Below are 17,470 nucleotides of genomic sequence, written 5' to 3'. Positions count from 1 at the left end.
GCCATGGAATTGTTTGACAACCTGATGCTGGGTTTCACGGTCGCGTTCACGCCCGAGAACCTGCTGTACGCGCTGCTGGGCTGCGTCCTGGGCACCCTGATCGGCGTGTTGCCGGGCATCGGCCCGGTCCCGACCATCGCAATGCTGCTGCCGATCACCTACGTGCTGCCACCGGTGGCCGGCCTGATCATGCTGGCCGGCATTTACTACGGCGCCCAGTACGGCGGATCCACCACGGCCATCCTGGTGGCGCTGCCTGGGGAAACCTCCGCGGTGGTGACCGTGCTGGACGGACACCAGATGGCCCGTAACGGCCGCGCCGGCGCCGCCCTGGCGATCGCCGCCCTGGGTTCGTTCTTCGCCGGCTGCGTGGCCACGCTGCTGCTGGCCGCCTTCGCGCCCCCGCTGGCCGAAGTCGCCTTCAAGTTCGGTCCCGCCGAATACTTCTCGCTGATGTGCCTGGGCCTGGTGGGCGCCGTGGTGTTGGCCTCGGGCTCGCTGCCCAAGGCCATCGCCATGATCATCCTGGGCCTGTTGCTGGGCATGGTCGGCACCGACGTCAACTCGGGCGTGGCCCGCTTCGACTTCGGCGTGCCGGAACTGCAGGACGGCATCGACTTCGCCATCGTGGCCATGGGCGTGTTCGGCTTCGCCGAAATCATGACCAACCTCGAGCAGAAGGAAAACCGCGTCGACATCACCGACAAGATCGGCTCGCTGTACCCCAACAAGCAGGAGTTCAAGGAATCGTATCCCGCGGTGCTCCGCGGCACGGCCCTGGGCTCTGCGCTGGGCATCCTGCCGGGCGGTGGCGCCGTGCTGTCGTCGTTCGCGTCGTACACGCTGGAAAAGAAGATCTCGCGCAATCCGGAACGCTTCGGCAAGGGCCATCCGGCCGGCCTGGCCGGCCCGGAATCGGCCAACAATGCCGCCGCTCAGACCTCGTTCATCCCGCTGCTGACGCTGGGCATCCCCGGTAACGCCGTGATGGCGCTGATGGTCGGCGCGATGACGATTCACAACATCCAGCCGGGTCCGCAGGTCATGACCAGCCACCCGCAGCTGTTCTGGGGCCTGATCGCCTCCATGTGGATCGGCAACCTGATGCTGGTGGTGCTGAACCTGCCGCTGATCGGCCTGTGGGTCAAGCTGCTGAAGGTGCCTTACCGCATCCTGTTCCCCGCCATCCTGGTGTTCTGCACGATCGGCGTCTACTCCCTCAACTACAACCCGTTCGACGTGTTCACCACCGCCATGTTCGGCATCGTGGGCTACGTCTGGTCGAAGTTGAAGTGCGAAGGCGCGCCGCTGCTGCTCGGCCTGGTGCTGGGCCCGATGATGGAAGAGAACTTCCGCCGCGCCCTGCTGCTGTCGCGCGGCGACTTCACCACCTTCATCACGCGCCCCCTGTCGGCCTCGCTGCTGGCGATCGCGGTCTTCCTGGTGATCCTGGTCGCCCTGCCCGCGATCCGCAAGAAGCGCGAACAGACGTTCGTCGAAGAAGACTGACGCAGGACGCTGCCGCCTCGCGGCGGTCCTTGTGCACAAGAGCCCCCGGCCCGTCCGGGGGCTTTTTTCGTCGAAATTTGACCCTTTAAAAGCAACCAAGAACTACAACAAACTACAAACTGTCGTAGAACCGTTTTCTTCTACGTTAAGCTACGGGTTTACCCCACGCGATCGTTCGACATGAATTTCGACTGGAACAACCCCTATCCCACCACGCGGATTCCGGTGTTCGCCCGCAATGTCGTCGCCACCTCGCAACCCCTGGCCGCCCAGGCCGGGCTGCGTGTCCTGGCCAGTGGCGGCAATGCGGTGGACGCCGCCATCGCCGCGGCCGCGACGCTGGCCATCGTCGAGCCTGTCAGCAACGGGCTAGGGTCGGATTGCTTTGCCATCGTCTGGGACGGTTCCCGGTTGCATGGCCTGAATGCATCCGGCCCGGCGCCGGGCGCGTGGAACCTGGATTACTTCCGCCGCAAGCACCAGGGCGCGATTCCGATGCGGGGCTGGGACAGCGTGACCGTGCCGGGCTGTGTGGCCGGCTGGGCTGCGCTGCATGACAAGCTGGGCAAGCTGTCCTTCGGCGACGTGCTGGCGCCAGCCATCGAATATGCCGAGCGCGGCTATGCCGTAACACCCGTCGTGCAACGCAAATGGGCTGCGCAGGCCGACATCCTGCAGCCCCAGCCCGGCTTTGCCGCGCACTTCATGCCGCGCGGTCGCGCTCCCCAGGTCGGCGAGCACTTCGTGCTGCAAGGCGCCGCGGCGACCCTGCGCCGCATCGCCGCCAGCGCGGGCCGGGATTTCTATGAGGGCGAGACCGCCCACAAACTCGTGGCCCACGCGCAGGCGCACGAGGCCGCGCTGACCCTGGCGGACCTGCGGGACTACGCGCCGGAATGGGTTACGCCCATCAGCCAGGCCTATCGCGGCCACACGTTGCACCAGATTCCTCCGAACGGGCAAGGCATCGCGGCGTTGATCGCGCTTGGCATCCTGCAGCATTTCGACCTGGCCGCGCGCCCCATCGATCATCCGGAAACGCAGCACCTGATGATCGAGGCCATGAAGCTGGCCTTCGCCGACGTCTACGCCCACGTGGCCGACGCACGGCACATGCAGGTGCCGCCTGAACAGATGCTGCAGGCGGACTACCTGGCCTCGCGAGCGCGGCTCATCGATCCGAATATCGCCCAAGCCTACGGCACGGGCCATTCGCCCCAGGGCGGCACGGTCTACCTCACCGCCGCCGATCGCAGCGGCATGATGGTGAGCTTCATCCAGTCCAATTACATGGGCTTCGGCTCGGGCGTGGTCGTGCCGGGCACCGGCGTCAGCCTGCAGAACCGCGGCTACTGTTTCGGCCTGGACCCCGAGCATCCCAATGTGGTGGCCGGCGGCAAGCGGCCCTTCCACACCATCATCCCGGGCTTTCTGATGCGCGACGGCGCGCCGGTGATGAGCTTCGGCGTCATGGGCGGCAACATGCAACCCCAGGGACAGTTGCAGACCCTGGTGCGCATGCTGGACTACGGCCAGCAGCCGCAGGCGGCCTGCGATGCGCCCCGCTGGAAATGGAACAGCGGTCTGACCGTGGACGTCGAGCCCGCCCTGGGCGCGAGCATGGCCGAAGGGCTGCGCGCGCGTGGCCATGTCCTGGAAGGATTGGACGACCCTTACATGGACTTCGGCTCCGGCCAGTTCATCTGGCGTCTGGGCGACCCGGCCGTGGACGGTTATGTCAGCGCCAGCGACAGCCGGCGCGACGGGCTGGCCGCCGGCTTTTGATTGCCCCGCTATTGCGGTAACGTTGCGGTTGAAAACAACCGGAGTTCCCTGCATGGCATCGATCGGTACCAAGAGCTACGACGCGGTCGTGGCTCAGAAAGTCGCATTCCTCGGCCTGGGCGTCATGGGCCTGCCCATGGCCGGCCATCTGGCGCGCGCCGGCCACCACGTCACCGTCTATAACCGCACGCCCGCCAAGGCGCAGGCCTGGGCCTCCGAATTCGGCGGCCGCCATGCCGCCACGCCGCGCGAAGCAGTCGCGGGCGCCCAGATCGTGTTCGCCTGCGTCGGCAACGACGACGACCTGCGCAGCGTGGTGTTGGGCCCGGACGGCGCGTTCGCCGGCATGGCGCCGGGCGCGGTCTTCGTCGACCACACCACCGCCTCGGCGGACGTGGCCCGCGAGCTGTACGTGCAAGCCAAGGAACTGGGACTGAACTTCATCGACGCGCCGGTTTCCGGCGGCCAGGCCGGCGCCGTGAATGGCGCGCTGACCATCATGTGCGGCGGCGAGCAGGCAGTCTTCGACGCCATCAAGCCGGTGGCCCAGGCCTTCGGGCGCGCCGTCACGCGGGTGGGAGCCCCCGGCGCCGGCCAGCTTGCCAAGATGGTCAACCAGATCTGCATCGCAGGCATCGTGCAGGGCCTCTCGGAAGCCGTGGCTTTCGGCCAGGCGGCCGACCTCGACATGAAGCTGGTGCTGGACGTCATCAGCAAAGGCGCGGCGCAAAGCTGGCAGATGGAAAACCGTGGCGGCACCATGGTCGACGATAAATTCGACTTCGGCTTCGCGGTGGACTGGATGCGCAAGGACCTGGGCCTGGTACTGGCCGAAGCGCGCAACAACGGCGCCCGGTTGCCCTTGACCGCGCTGGTGGACCAGTTCTACGGCGATGTGCAGAAAATGGGCGGCGGCCGCTGGGATACGTCCAGCCTGATCAAGCGCCTGCGCGACTGACGCCGCGCCGCGTCTGCGTCCATGCGAAAGCGGGCCTGCGGCCCGCTTTTTTCATTGCCGATCGCACCTGGAAGAACGCCCCGTGGACCCGGCAGCACGCTTCATGACGGACATCGCTCAAGCCGCCTGCAAGGCGGGCTGGACCGCGCCCGGCATCGACTCGTCGATCCGCTGCTTGGCCAGGGCCAGCCCTTCCATCGCGGCCAGCTCGCCCATCGCCAAGCCTTCAGCCGCGATAAACGTAACATCCGTCATCCCCATGAAGGCCAGCATCTGGCGCAGATAGGGCGTCATCGTATCGGCCGGCGTGCCTTCGGCCTTGCCGCCTCGGGAAGTCAGCACAAACACCTGCTTACCCTTGACCAGCCCTTCGGGCACGCCTTCCGGCGTATAACGGAACGTGACGCCAGCACGGGCCAGGTAGTCCAGGTAGCTTTTGAACTGCGCCGGCAAATTGAAGTTGTACACAGGCACGGCGAACACGATGCGATCCGCGGCCATCAGTTCCGCCACCAACGTGTCGCTCAGCTCAACGATGCGTTGCTGCTCCAGGCTGCGGGCTTCGGCGGGCGTGAACAGCGCGCCGGCGGTGGCGCCGTCGAAGTAGGGAATGGGTTCGGCGCCGATGTCGCGCAGCGTGATGGATGCGCTCGGATCCGCCTGCTTGATGCGGGCGACCATGTGGTCGGCCAATTGCCGGCTCCTGGAACGGTCGCCGAGAATCGAGGAAAGAATCACCAGGGTTTTCATTGCAAATATCTCCGTAATTGCCCCGCCATGCCGCGGGTCGCCAGGGTCTGCAAGCGCAGGCCCTGCGACGCAGGACCTGGGCCGGTCTGGCTCGCCGCCCGGCGGGCGGTGGCAGATCCCGAACACATGGCCTCACTGTAGCGGGCATCATTAGCAACATAAACCCGGTTAACATGAACTGTTCGTTCCAAACTTAGAACAATCATGCAAGATCTCAATGACCTGTACTACTTTTCCCAAGTCGTCGAGCAAGGCGGTTTCAGCGCCGCGGCCAGGGCGCTGGACATTCCCAAGTCGCGCCTGTCGCGGCGCATTTCACATCTGGAGGAAAGCCTGGGCGTGCGCCTGCTGCAGCGGACCACGCGGCGGCTGCGCCTGACGGCGGCGGGTGAGCGTTATCTGCACTACTGCAAGGAAATGGCCGCGTCGGCGCGCGCCGCCGACGACGCCATGCGTCAGCTGCAATCCGAGCCCGCCGGGCCGGTGGTCGTGAGTTGTCCCGTGTCCATCGCCCAGGACATCCTGGCGCCGCTGCTGCCAGAATTCCTGGATGCCTGGCCCGCGATCTCGGTGCAACTGCTGGTGTCCAACCGGCGCGTCGACCTGATCAGCGAAGGGGTGGACCTCGCGCTGCGGGTCCGCACCAAGCTCGACACGGACGCCGAACTGGTGGTGCGCCACCTGGGCACCGCGCGCGGCACGCTGGTCGCCAGCCCGGGCTACCTGCAACGTCACGGCGCGCCGGACACGCCCCAGGACCTGGCCGCCCACACCACGCTGAGCTTCAGCGACCCGCAGCACGAGGTGCGCTGGCCGCTGCGCAACGATAAAGGCGAAGAGGTCCACATCGAGCTCAAGCCCCAGCTGTCCTGCAACGACTTCATCGTGCTCGTCGAGGCCGCGGTGCGCGGGCGTGGCATCGCGCTGCTGCCGTCCATCGCCACGCAAGAGGAGCTGCGCCGCGGCCAGCTGGTGCCCGTGCTGCCGCAATGGCAGTCGCCCGAAGGCATCGTGCACTGCATCTACCCCTCGCGGCGCGGGATGATGCCCGCCGTGCGCACGCTGCTGGACTTTCTGTCGCAACGCATCCCCGCCACCTACCAACGGCTGGAACGCGCGCCGTCGCCAGCGGTGGCGGCAGCGTAAGAAAACCGGGCCTGTCGCCTGACGCGGGCGCCGCGTCATCGGGATAGCGCGGATCCGGCCCTGCCGGTCCGCAGGCATGCCCTCTTGAGGGGGAAGCGCCAAAGGCGCTTCGAGGGTGGGCGATCAATAGCCGCGATTGCGCTCCACCACGCCGCTGATCGGCTCGCCACGCATCAGTTGCGCGACCTTGGCCGCGATCTGGGCGATGCTCTCGTCGCGCAACGTGCGCGCGGCGATGTGCGGCGTCACATGAACACGGGGATCGCGCCAGAAAGGATGGTCCTTCGGCAAGGGTTCGGTGCGGAACACGTCCAGCGTGGCGCCGGCGATCTCGCCCTCTTCCAGCATCTCGACCAGGTCTTCCTCGACCAGGTGGTCGCCGCGGCCGACGTTGACCAGATGTGCGTCCGGCAACAGTTGCGACAAGGTATCGCGGTTGAGAATACCCACGGTATCCGGCGTCAGCGGCAGCACGTTCACCAGGAAGCGGGTGCGAGCCAGGAACGCCGGCAAGGCCTGCTCGCCAGCGTAGGATTGCACGCCGGGCAGATCCCTGGGCGTGCGCGACCAGCCGGCCACCGGATAGCCGAACCCGGCCAAGGTCTGCGCCACGCGCGCGCCCACCTGACCCAGTCCCAACACGCCCACTGGCCAATCGGCCGGGCGCGTGCCTTCGCGCGTATCCCAATGCTGGCGCGCCTGGGCTTCGTCGAAGGCCTGGAAATCACGCGACACGCGCAGCAACGCATACAGCGCGTACTCCGCCATCTGCACCGACATGCCGGCATCTTCCAGCCGCACAATGCTGACTTGCGGCGGAATCTCTTTCATCTTGAGCAGCGCGTCCACGCCGGCGCCCAGGTTGAACAGCGTCCGGATGCCCTGTTCATGCGCGAACAACTCGGCTGGCGGACGCCATACCAGGGCGGCCTCGGCGCCGGAAGGCGGGCCTTCCGGGTCCCACACGGAAATGCGGCAACCGGGCATGGCAGCCTGCAGGCGCGGCACCCAGGCATCGGGATCGTGGAGCGGGCAAGCGAAGAGAATGTGCATGAAGGATCGTCCAGCGCTGAGCAACGGGGGAAAGCGCAAGCATGCGGCAAGGCGCGGCACAAATCAAACGGCCCGGCGGAACAATCCGCCGGGCCGTCTTCCCAGCCGCCTCGAACCGCTTCAGGCCGCGGACGCGACTTCGGGCTTGTCCTTGGCCTTGCCACGACGCAGGAAGGCCCAGACCTGCAGCAGGATCAGCAAGGCGCTGGCGCCGATGAACCAGGCACTGATCGGCCGCTGGACGAACACCATCAGGTCGCCGCGCGACAGCAGCAGCGCGCGCCGGAAGTTCTCTTCCACCATCGGGCCGAGCACGAAGCCCAGCAGGATGGGCGCCACCGAGAACTCCAGCGTCATCAACACGGCGCCAATCACCCCGAACGCCAGCACTTCCCAGATCTGGAACAGGCTGTTCTGAGTGCTGAATACGCCCACCGCGATGAAGAACAGGGCCGACGGGAACAGATAACGGTAAGGCACCTGCAGCAGTTTCACCCAGACGCCGATCAACGGCACGTTCAACACCATCAGCAGCACGTTGCCGACCCAGAAGCTGGCGATCAGCCCCCAGAAGATGTCCGGATGCTCGGTGATGAGCTGTGGACCGGGCTGGATGCCCTGGATCAGCAGCGCGCCCAGGATCAGCGCCATGACCGCGTCGCCGGGGATGCCCAGGCTCATGGTGGGGATGAAATCCACCTGCGTCTTGGAGTGCGAGGACGCCTCGGGCGAGGCCACGCCCGCGATCATGCCGGTACCGAATTTCTCTGGCGCCTTGGATATCTTGCGCTCCAGCGCATAGGCCACGAAGGTGGTGATGGTGGGGCCGGTGCCCGGCATGGCGCCGAACAGCGTGCCGACCAGCGTGCCGCGCACCATCGGCATGAATGCGGTCTTGAGCTCTTGCTTGCTGGGCCGCATGTCGCGCAGGCGCAGCTTGGCGCCGCTGCCGATGATGGTCATGCGGTTCACGCTCATCAGGAAGTCGGCCACGCCGAACAGGCCCATCGAGATCGCCACCAGCTCCAGGCCGTCAGACAGGTCCAGCAGGCCGAACGAGAAGCGGATAGTGCCGGTGTTCACATCGGTGCCGACCACGCCGCACATCAGGCCGAACAGCGTCATCGCCACGCCCTTCAGCGGCGAACCTCGGGACATCGTGGCGCCAGCCAGCAGGCCCAGCAGCATGATGGAGAAGATCTCCGTCGGCCCGAACTTGAACGCCACCTCCACTAACAGCGGCGAGGCGAAGATCATGACGATGATGCCCACCGACGCCGCGAAGAACGAGCAGATCATGGTGATGCCCAGCGCGGTGCCGCCCTTGCCCTGCTTGGTCAGTGGATAACCGTCCAGGCAGGTGACCGCGTGCGGCGGGTGCGAAGGCAGGTTCAGCAGGATCGCGCCGATGGCGCCGCCATACTGCGAACCGTAGAAGATGCCGGCCAGCATCAGGATGGCCGGCACCGGCTGCATCACATAGGTGAGCGGCAGCAGGATCGAGATCGCCGACAGGGCACCCATGCCGGGCAGCACACCGATGAGGTTGCCCACCAGCACGCCGAAGAACGACCACATCAGGTTGTGCCACTGGAAGGCGACGCCGAAGCCGTACCAGAGATCCATCAAGGATTGCGAGATCATGGCGCGTCAACCCCAGCGAAAGAGCGGCAGCTGCAGTTGCAGCGCCCACCAGAAGACCACGACCGCGACCACGGACATGCCCAACGCGAGCACCAGGGCCTGCTTGACCGTGTTGTTGCGGTCGCCCAGCGCGGAAATGAAGACGATGGCGAAGGTCGCCGGCAGCAGGCCGCCGTAGTGGCCCAGGCCCAGGAACGCCAAGATGCCCAGCAGGATGCAGACGCTGCCGCGCAAGTCGGGCAGGCTATGACTGTGGGCTTCGCCCGGCACAGGCTCCGAAGCCTGGCCAGAACGCGCGGATACGGCGATCAGCACGCCCGTCAGTGCGAGCAGGCCACCCAACGCGGCGGGAAAAAATCCCGGACCCATGTGGCTCAGCGTGCCGATGTGATAGTCACTGCCGCCGTAGATCGCCCCCAGTCCGATCAAGACCATCAGGGCGCCGCCGTAATAGTCTTTTCTGTTGATTGTTTTCTGCACTTCCATCCTCCTCAAGCAGGACCCGTGCCGGTCCTTGAGACGCCGCCCGGAATGCGCGGCGCCCAGCCCATTGCTGCAGGCTGGAAGTCAGGTTACGCAAGCAAGCTGCGAATCCGCTTTCCCTGCGCTGTCGCGCCCCTGAATCCAGGGGTAATCCCTGAGCACGGAAGCCAGCCCATTGAAAGCTGAAGGAAAAAAGCAGGAAGAGACTACTGATCGCCCTTGAGTTCGATCTCTACGGTGCGGGGGTACGGCGACACCGTCGGCGCCAGCGGCAGCCACAGCACCGATGCCAGGCCGACGCCTCCCTGGCCATTGGGCTCTCCATCGCGCAGCTCGATGTCGCCGTCGTTGCGGCGCGCATAGGCCCGCGCGATCGCCAGGCCCAGGCCCGAACCCGACGATGCGGCCTCCGGCCGGTCCGTGCCGACACGCTCGAAACGCGCGAAGGCGCGCGCGCGCAGCTCCGGATCCAGCCCCGGCCCATTGTCGGACACTGCGACTTCGACGCGTCCGTCAGCCCTGCCGACCGAGACCGTGATGCGCGCGCCGGCAGGCGCGTAGTGGATCGCGTTGTGAACCAGGTTGGACAGGGCCTCGTGCAGCTCGGCCTCGCTGCCGGACACAGGCAACGACGTATCCACGCCGTCCTCGGCTTCGGCGCAGCTCCAGCCCAGATCCTGCTGCTTTTCGTGCGCCAGCGGCAGATACTTCAGCACCACTTCACGCGATACGTCGTTCATGTCCAGCAACTGACGCGGCAGCGACTCGGCCTGGTTGGCGTGCGCCAACGACAGCAGCTGTTCCGTCAGGCGGCGCGTGCGCCCCAGCTGGCCCACAATGGCCCGCAGGCCTTCCTGCGCGCGCGCCGGATCGCGCTCGCGCAGCGCGTATTGCGCCTGGGTCAGCATGATCGCCAGCGGCGTGCGCAGCTGGTGAGAGGCGTCGGCCAGGAACTGCGACTGCTCGTCCAGCACCCGCCGATAGCGCGCGATGTGATGATTGACGGCATCGACCAGCGGCGCCACTTCGCTCGGCACGCGCGCCGCGTCCAGCGGCGTCAGGTCATCCGGACGGCGGCCGCGGATGTCGGCGCGCAGCCGGCGCAGCGGCTTGAGCGCCCAGGACACGCCCCACCAGACCAGCAGCGCCACCAGCGCCAGCATGCGCGCATCGCGCAGGATTTCCTGGCGCTGCGCGTTGCTCTCGGCCTCGATGCGCTTGCCCGTGCTTTCCGCCACCATCACCAGCACCTGCCGGTGCATGCCCTGGTAGTACAGGTCACGCACCACCGCCACCACGCGCACGGGATCGTTGCGGTACACGCTGTCGTAGAAAATGGGCAGGCCATTCGAACGCGGCCATTCGGGCGGGCGCGGCATCTCGGGCATGCCCAGCAAGGTCTTGCCTTGCTCCGTGGGCACCGGCGCGCCGTCGGGCAGCGGTGGATTGATTTCCTCGATGCGGAAATACTTGCGCAGGCCGGCGCGGGATTCCAGCATGACCTGCGCGTAAAGCGGCGTGGCCACCTGCAGATTGCCCTCGGGCGTGAACTCCAGGCTGCTTTCCAGCACCCGGGCGGGCTCCACCAGGGCGCTGTCATAGGCCTCGTTGGTGATCGCCGCCAGCGTGCGGTAGTCGTACAGGCTGTCGATGACCAGCAGCGCGATCACGCCTGGCAACAGCAGGATGATGAGCAACGCCCGGATGCCGATGCGCGGCGGTCGGGATGGGCGCGCGCCCGCGCCATCGGATGCGTCGGAGTCGGATATGGGTTCTCTCACCACCGGCCTGCTGTTGCAACGAAAGCCCGCCATGCGGCGTAAAGCGCAATTATGGCACCAGCTCCCCTCCCCGGCGCGCCCGCATGCGCCATCAGGGGAGTTCAGGCCAGCGGCCCGAGACCTACGGCATTGCCCTGCTGACAGACCAGCGCGTCGTCGTACAGCGAACAGAATTGGGTCGCGACCTCATGGGCAATGGACGCGATCAGTGGCGCAAGGCGGGAGGACGGGCTTTCCAGGTAGTAGGCGCAATAGCTGGTCGGCGGAAAGGCCGGCCTGACATTCAGCACCCGCAGCGCGCCACTGCGCAGTTCGTTCTGGATGACGATGGGCGGCAGCACCGAGATGCCGATTCCGGCCGTGATCATGCAGACCGTGGTGGCCAGCGAATTGGAGTAGTGGACCAGCGAACGCTCGAAACCGCTTTCGGACAGGTATTGCACCAGGCGGCCGTGGTTGTACATCCCGATCTCGTAGGAAATGATGGGATGGCTCTGCAGGTCGTCCCTGCCCAGCGCCTGCTCGCTGATCGCCAGTCCGCCATGCGCGATCCAGAACATGCCGAACGTGCACAGGTCCAGTACGCGGTACTGTTCACGCCTCGGCCCCGGCAGGCCCAGCACCACATCGAGCTCGCGCCGCTCCAGGCGCTCGGCCAGCGGGCCGGAAGTGTCCGTGGTGATGGCAACGCGGATATGCGGGAATTTGCTGCGCAGCAGCTCCATGATGCCCGCCAGCAAGGTAAACGCCATGCTGGGCACCAGGCCGATCCGCACCGTGTCCTCGACCGTCGCGGCCGGCCGGACCGCCGTCAGCAGGCTGCCATAGCGCGCGACGATATCGCGCGCGCCCTCCACGAACAGCAGGCCCTCCTGGGTCAGGCGGACTTCGCGCACGTCGCGCTCGAAGAGCCGGATGCCCAGTTCCTGCTCCATGACGGCGATGCGGTTGGAGATCGCCGCCGGCGTCAGGTTCATGCGTTCCGCCGTGGCACGGAAGTTCTTCAACTCGGACAGCCAGATCATCGTTTCGAGAAAACGGATATTCATGCAATTCCGGCATCCCGCGAACCGATAGGATCAGAGCCGTCCTCATGCCACACACCGTGTTTTTGTATAGGCAATCGGACCCGCGTACAAGAGGACAAACACCCGCTCACCGCGCGCGTCAACCTTTCCCCAGACCGGCCAGCACCTTGGCGCTGGCGCCGGACAGCTCGCCCAGCCTCGCGCCTGCGTCCCTGACCGAGGCCTCGCGCGCCTTGCCGGTATCCTGCATCGCGAGCGCCCGCTCGGCCACTGCCAGCACCTCATCGCGCGGGATCACCAGCACGCCACTTTCGTCCGCCAGGACCGCGTCGCCAGGCATGACCACGGCGCCGCCGCAACTCACCGGCACGTTCATGCCGCCGCCCAGGTCGTAAAGGCGCGTAGTGATGGGCGCAAGGCCGCGCGCCCAGATCGGAAAATCGGACGCAATGATTTCGGCCAGATCGGTGCAAGGCCCGTCGACGATGCCGGCGACGGCGCCCGTCGCCTTGACCGCCACGGTGACGCCGCCGCCCCAGCACGCATATTTGTCGTCTCCCAGGCGATCGACCACCAGGATGTCTCCCGGCCGCAGCAGCCCCGCCGCATGATGCAGCAGCGTCGAATCCGGACCGGCGATGGCCAGCGTCACCGCCGTTCCCACGACGCGGCGACCGCCGGGCAGCAGCGGCTGGATCGCGCGGTGCATGAACCCCTGCAGGCGCCAATGTCCAACCGTGGCGGTCTCCACGCCGGCCAGCAGAGTCAGCAACTCGGCCGGCACCGGCTCGGGCATGTCGCGTATGGTGTACATGCCGGTCTCCTTAGCCGCAAGCGAGGCGGCGGTGTTGCGCCATCGGGATCAGGCCGCGCACGCGCGCGATCTGGCGCCTGTCGATCCGGGCGCTGACCAGGCCCACGCCGTCGGAGGCGCGCGCGATGGTATGGCCCCAGGGATCGCACACCAGCGAATGCCCATAGCAGGCGCGCCGCTCACCGTCGACCGTCACCGCGCCGGTCTGGCCGCAGGCGATGAAATAGGCCTGCGTCTCGATGGCGCGCGCCCTGGCCAGCACCTCCCAATGATCCTTGCCCGTCTGCAGCGTGAATGCGGCCGGCAGCACGATGACGTCACAACCTGCCTTGGCCAGGCGCAGGAAAAGTTCCGCGAAGCGTATGTCGTAGCAGATGGCGCAGCCAACCCTCAGACCGTCGATGTCATAGGTCACGATCTCCCCGCCCGGCTTGACGCTGTCCGACTCCCGGTAGACCGAGCCGTCCGGCGCGACGATGTCGAACATGTGGATCTTGCGATAGGCCGCGACTTCGCGTCCCTCCCGGTCGAACACAAAGGACGTGTTCCAGATGCGCGGCTCATGCTCGACTTTCTCCATGATGGTGCCGGCATGGACGAACACGCGATGCTCGCAGGCGAAATCACTGGCCATCCGGTAGGCGGCGGCGCCGGCTGGTTCGGCCATGGCCAGTTTTTCGGTGGTGGAGATGCCATAGGCCTCGAAATATTCCGGCAGAACGATGAGATCCGGGTCTTCCGTGCGGCACGCCTCTTCCATCAGGGCGCGCGTCTGCTCCAGGTTGAGCGCGCGGTTCGGTTGCGGATTGGTTTGCACCAGGCTGACTTTCATTGCTGTGCTCCTGTCTGATCGGCGGGGCTTGGATCAAGCGGCGACGCTTTCCCGCATGACGGCGTCGATGATGCTGGCGATACCCGCGCGCACGGTCATCGTCTGGGTCGCGATCACCAGCAGGGATGCGCCCTCTTCCCGCGCGAACTGGCGCTCGGCCGCGGTCCAGGCGGGCATGACCCAAGGCTTGCCCGCATCACGCGCTGCCTCGGCGATGCGTCGCAGGTCGGCCCTGTCTGCGTCGTTGAACGCGTAGGCGCCTCGCCCACGCGCCAGCGCCAGGTCGGATGGGCCAGGAAACAGTCCGTCCACCGTATCCAGCGCGATGATCCGTTCTACATCCGCCAGGCTTTCCGCGGTCTCGATCATGGCGTAGCACTTGCTGCGGACATTCTCCCTGTCGAAGGCATCGCCGGCCGGCCGCGCATAGCCAAAGACCCGGCCGCCGGTGTAGGAACGCACGCCCAGCAGGGGATACTTGGCGGCGCGCGTCACGGCGCGGGCATGCTCCACGCCCAGCAGATGCGGCACGATCACGCCGTCAGATCCGAAATCGAGCGCCTGCTGGATGGATTCGGCATTCGGCGCAAGGATCTTGGTCAGGACCGGCATGTCCAGGGCCCGGGTGAACGCCAGGAACTGATCCAGCGTCGACAGGTCGAAAGTGCCGTGTTCCAGTTCCAGGATCAGCGACTTCACGCCCAGCGTCCGGGCGATCTCAAGGTAGCCATGATGCGGCTGCGACATCCACAACGCGATGTTTTCCATTTGGACTGCTGCTCCATTGAAAGGGCCGGTGAAGAATGACGTTCATTTGCCAAGCGCCCGGGACATGCCCAGCGTGCGCTCGACAAGGAACACGACGAACAGCGTGGCGACGATGAGCATGACCGAGACGGCGGCGGTCATCGGATCCGTCCTGCTTTCCACGTAGTCGAAAATCTCGACAGGCAGCGTCTTCAAGCGCGGTCCGGTGATGAAGAGCGAAATCACGACCTCATCGAACGAGATCAAAAAGGACAGCGCTGCGCTGGCGACGAAGCCCGGCGCCAGCAGCGGCAAGGTGACGCGACGGAACACCGTCAGCGGCGCCGCGCCCAGCATGGCCGCCGCCTCTTCCACCGACGGCGGCAGCGTGGCGAACGCGGTGGTCATGATGCGCATGACATAAGGCGTGGTGACGACCAGGTGAGCCGCGATCAGCCCGGTATAGGTCCCCAGCAACCCGGCGTTGGCGAACACAAGAAGGATGGCCAGGCCCAGCACGATGGACGGCAGCAGCAACGGCGCGGTGAACAGGCTCAGCAGCGCGTCGCGCCCCGGAAAGCGCCAGCGGCGCACGGCATAGGCCGCCGGCACGCCCACGGCCAGCGACAGCGCCGTCACCACCGCGGCTATGCCAAGACTGACCCGAAAGGCCTGCAGCAGCTTGTCGTGGCTGAACATCGCCTCGTACCAGCGCACGCCCCAGCTCTGCGGCGGAAAGACCAGGTAGCTATCGTTGCTGAAAGACAGCGGCACGACGATCAGCATCGGCCCGAGCAGGAACAGATACAGGCACAGGACCAGCACACGGAAGGGGACGGTGATCTTGCCAATCATGGGCGCTCTCCTTCTCACTCGGCGCGGCGCGCGATGCGTGTGTAGCAGGCCAGAGCAATGCCGAACAACAGCAGCACAACGACCGACGTGGCGGCAGCCCTGGGCCATTCCAGCTGGATGACCGCCAGGTCATAGATTTCGGTGGCCAGCAGGAACACCCGGCCGCCGCCAAGCAGCTTGGGCGTGATGAACGAGGACATGGACAGTACGAAGCACAACAGGCAGCCCAGCGCAACGCCCGGCATGGTCAGCGGAAACACCACCCGGAAGAATCGCCGCCACGCATTGGCGCCCAGCGACGCGGCGGCTTCCTCCAGGTGCGCATCAAGCCGGCCGAAACCGGAAATGAGCGACAGCGCCATATAGGGAATCAGCACCTCGACCAGGCCGACGGTCACGCCGATCCAGCCGTTCACCAGCCGCAGCGGCGCCGAAATCAGCCCGGTCGACAGCAACAGGCTGTTGACCAGGCCCTGATCGCCCAGGATGACCATCCAGCCGTATGTCCTGACGACGGCGCTGACCAGCAGCGGCGATACCGTGATGACGAACAGGAGATTGCGCCGGGCGGGAGGCAGCCGATGCAGGAACAACGCGATCGGATACGCGCAACACAGTGTGATGAAGGTCACCAGCAGCGACAGGAACAGGGAGTTTCCCAGCAGCTCCAGGCTGAAGCGGTCGGTCAGGAAGCCGGCGTAGCTGGCCAGCGAATACTCGCCTGTCAGCACGCCGGCGCGGCTTTCCAAGAAGGAAATCTGGCCCAGCCGGAACACGGGCCACAGGAAGACCGCCAGGTTGACGACGGCCATCGGCGCCAGCAAGGCCAGCGCGAGGACGGCGAAACGGGGCTGCCCCGCGCGGCGCGCGAGCGTCCCGGCAAGCGTGCTCATGGTGCGCCACCTTCGAAGACGATCATGTCCTGCGGCTTCCATTCGCACAGCACCTTGTCGCCCGCGGCCACCGTATGGCCTCCGCTGGCGGTATGGACCTCCGCCTTCAGTTCGGCGACGCCGATATCGATGCCGTACTGCACCACATCTCCGATATAGGTTACGCGTCGCACGCTTCCATGGGCGCTGTTGGTGACCACGCTGACCAGCGACCGGTCCCTGTCGCTGGTCACATGAATGCGATGCGGCCGGATCACGATCTTGGCCTTGCCGCGCCGCAGGCCGCGTGTATCGCAGCGATACAGGCCCGCGCCCAGGCGCACCGCGCCGTCCGCCTCGATCTGGCCGTCCAACACGTTGGTGCGGCCGACGAAATCGGCGACGAACAGCGTGGCGGGCCGCTCGTAGATATCCTGGGGCGTGCCCAGCTGCGCCAGCCTGCCGCCGGCCATCACGCCCACGACATCGCACATGGTCAAGGCCTCGACCTGATCGTGCGTCACGAATACCGTGGTGATGCCGAGCCGCTGCTGGATGTCGCGGATCTCGAGCCGCATCTCGTCGCGCAGCTTGGCGTCGAGGTTGGACAAGGGCTCATCAAGCAGCAGGATGCGAGGCCGGATGACCAGCGCGCGAGCCAGCGCCACCCGCTGCTGCTGCCCGCCGGACATTTCCCTGGGCCTGCGCGAGCCATATCCCGGCAAGCGCACCATCTCCAGCGCCTCGTCCACGCGCGCCTGGATTTCCGCCTTGCCCACGCCGCGCATTTCCAGGCCGAAGGCGACGTTCTGCGCCGCCGACATGTGCGGGAACAAGGCATAGTTCTGGAAGACCAGGCCGATATCGCGCTGGTGCGGCGGCTTGTTCGAAATATCGTCGCCGCTCACCCGGATATGCCCGGACGTCACGGACAACAGGCCCGCGATCATGCGCAGGGTCGTCGTCTTGCCACAGCCGGACGGGCCGAGCAGGCCCAGCAGCTTGCCGCGCGGCAGGGCCAGATGCAGGTCGTCGACCGCCGCCTGCTGGCCTGAATAGCGCTTGGTCACGCCGTCAAGCAGAAGATAGGCTGGTTCGCCAGCGTCCGTGCCGGCCGCCTCGCGCGTCGTCCACGCGTCCATGTCCGCCATTTGCATGCTTGCTCGTCCTGTCAGGGAAAACGGAAGAAAAGTGCGCCGACCGTGGGGGCCGC

General features: G+C 66.3%; 16 protein-coding genes. 4 read left to right on the top strand and 12 right to left on the bottom strand.

Going from position 1 to position 17,470, the window contains the following annotated elements:
• Nucleotides 1-3: 3 nt before the first annotated feature.
• The 3 genes from C2U31_RS08610 (at nt 4) to C2U31_RS08600 (ending at nt 4,252) form a co-directional block, all read left to right on the top strand.
• Nucleotides 4-1,509, top strand: a complete 1,506-nt coding sequence (locus C2U31_RS08610) for a tripartite tricarboxylate transporter permease (protein ID WP_103272471.1) — start codon at nt 4-6, stop codon at nt 1,507-1,509.
• Nucleotides 1,510-1,689: 180 nt separating this feature from the next.
• Nucleotides 1,690-3,294: a gamma-glutamyltransferase family protein gene (locus C2U31_RS08605; RefSeq protein WP_103272470.1), complete on the top strand. Its 1,605-nt coding sequence runs from the start codon at nt 1,690-1,692 to the stop codon at nt 3,292-3,294.
• Nucleotides 3,295-3,346: 52 nt separating this feature from the next.
• A complete protein-coding gene (locus tag C2U31_RS08600; RefSeq protein WP_103272469.1) occupies nt 3,347-4,252 on the top strand; it encodes an NAD(P)-dependent oxidoreductase in 906 nt (301 codons plus the stop codon).
• Between the two features lie 117 nt (nt 4,253-4,369).
• Here the strand turns inward: C2U31_RS08600 and C2U31_RS08595 are convergent, their stop codons facing one another.
• Complete coding sequence (locus tag C2U31_RS08595; protein ID WP_103272468.1) at nt 4,370-5,002, bottom strand: FMN-dependent NADH-azoreductase; 633 nt, start codon at nt 5,000-5,002, stop codon at nt 4,370-4,372.
• 204 nt (nt 5,003-5,206) lie between these two features.
• Here C2U31_RS08595 and C2U31_RS08590 point away from each other — a divergent pair, with 204 nt between their 5' ends.
• Nucleotides 5,207-6,148 carry a LysR family transcriptional regulator gene (locus tag C2U31_RS08590; protein WP_103272467.1) on the top strand — a complete coding sequence of 314 codons (942 nt, stop codon included), beginning with the start codon at nt 5,207-5,209 and terminating at the stop codon, nt 6,146-6,148.
• Between the two features lie 123 nt (nt 6,149-6,271).
• Here C2U31_RS08590 and C2U31_RS08585 read toward each other — a convergent pair whose 3' ends face one another.
• The 11 genes from C2U31_RS08585 to C2U31_RS08535 form a co-directional block, all read right to left on the bottom strand.
• Nucleotides 6,272-7,201 (bottom strand): glyoxylate/hydroxypyruvate reductase A, encoded by a 930-nt coding sequence (locus tag C2U31_RS08585; protein ID WP_103272466.1) that lies wholly within the window; start codon nt 7,199-7,201, stop codon nt 6,272-6,274.
• Nucleotides 7,202-7,321: 120 nt separating this feature from the next.
• Nucleotides 7,322-8,845 carry a tripartite tricarboxylate transporter permease gene (locus C2U31_RS08580; protein WP_103272465.1) on the bottom strand — a complete coding sequence of 508 codons (1,524 nt, stop codon included), beginning with the start codon at nt 8,843-8,845 and terminating at the stop codon, nt 7,322-7,324.
• 6 nt (nt 8,846-8,851) lie between these two features.
• The gene (locus tag C2U31_RS08575) at nt 8,852-9,331 is read right to left on the bottom strand and encodes a tripartite tricarboxylate transporter TctB family protein (RefSeq protein WP_103272464.1); all 480 of its coding nucleotides are present in this window, start codon (nt 9,329-9,331) and stop codon (nt 8,852-8,854) included.
• Between the two features lie 203 nt (nt 9,332-9,534).
• On the bottom strand, nt 9,535-11,040 hold the full coding sequence (locus C2U31_RS08570) for a sensor histidine kinase (RefSeq protein ID WP_103276314.1): 1,506 nt from the start codon (nt 11,038-11,040) through the stop codon (nt 9,535-9,537).
• Nucleotides 11,041-11,210: 170 nt separating this feature from the next.
• The gene (locus C2U31_RS08565; RefSeq protein WP_103272463.1) at nt 11,211-12,158 is read right to left on the bottom strand and encodes a LysR family transcriptional regulator; all 948 of its coding nucleotides are present in this window, start codon (nt 12,156-12,158) and stop codon (nt 11,211-11,213) included.
• Nucleotides 12,159-12,276: 118 nt separating this feature from the next.
• The gene (locus tag C2U31_RS08560) at nt 12,277-12,951 is read right to left on the bottom strand and encodes an RraA family protein (protein WP_103272462.1); all 675 of its coding nucleotides are present in this window, start codon (nt 12,949-12,951) and stop codon (nt 12,277-12,279) included.
• A gap of 10 nt (nt 12,952-12,961) precedes the next feature.
• Nucleotides 12,962-13,783, bottom strand: coding sequence for a carbon-nitrogen hydrolase family protein (locus tag C2U31_RS08555; protein ID WP_103272461.1), 822 nt, complete (start codon nt 13,781-13,783; stop codon nt 12,962-12,964).
• Between the two features lie 33 nt (nt 13,784-13,816).
• Nucleotides 13,817-14,551, bottom strand: coding sequence for an HpcH/HpaI aldolase/citrate lyase family protein (locus C2U31_RS08550; RefSeq protein WP_103272460.1), 735 nt, complete (start codon nt 14,549-14,551; stop codon nt 13,817-13,819).
• Nucleotides 14,552-14,593: 42 nt separating this feature from the next.
• A complete protein-coding gene (locus C2U31_RS08545; protein WP_103272459.1) occupies nt 14,594-15,385 on the bottom strand; it encodes an ABC transporter permease in 792 nt (263 codons plus the stop codon).
• A gap of 14 nt (nt 15,386-15,399) precedes the next feature.
• Nucleotides 15,400-16,278 (bottom strand): ABC transporter permease, encoded by an 879-nt coding sequence (locus C2U31_RS08540; protein WP_103272458.1) that lies wholly within the window; start codon nt 16,276-16,278, stop codon nt 15,400-15,402.
• Nucleotides 16,275-17,414: an ABC transporter ATP-binding protein gene (locus C2U31_RS08535; RefSeq protein ID WP_199770971.1), complete on the bottom strand. Its 1,140-nt coding sequence runs from the start codon at nt 17,412-17,414 to the stop codon at nt 16,275-16,277. The genes C2U31_RS08540 and C2U31_RS08535 overlap by 4 nt, the downstream gene beginning before the upstream one ends.
• Nucleotides 17,415-17,470: the final 56 nt, after the last annotated feature.

Origin of the sequence: Achromobacter sp. AONIH1, from assembly GCF_002902905.1 — a bacterium.
GTDB lineage: Bacteria > Pseudomonadota > Gammaproteobacteria > Burkholderiales > Burkholderiaceae_B > Achromobacter.
Note: the sequence above shows the minus strand (reverse complement) of the source record. Positions and strands in the feature narration are given on the sequence as shown.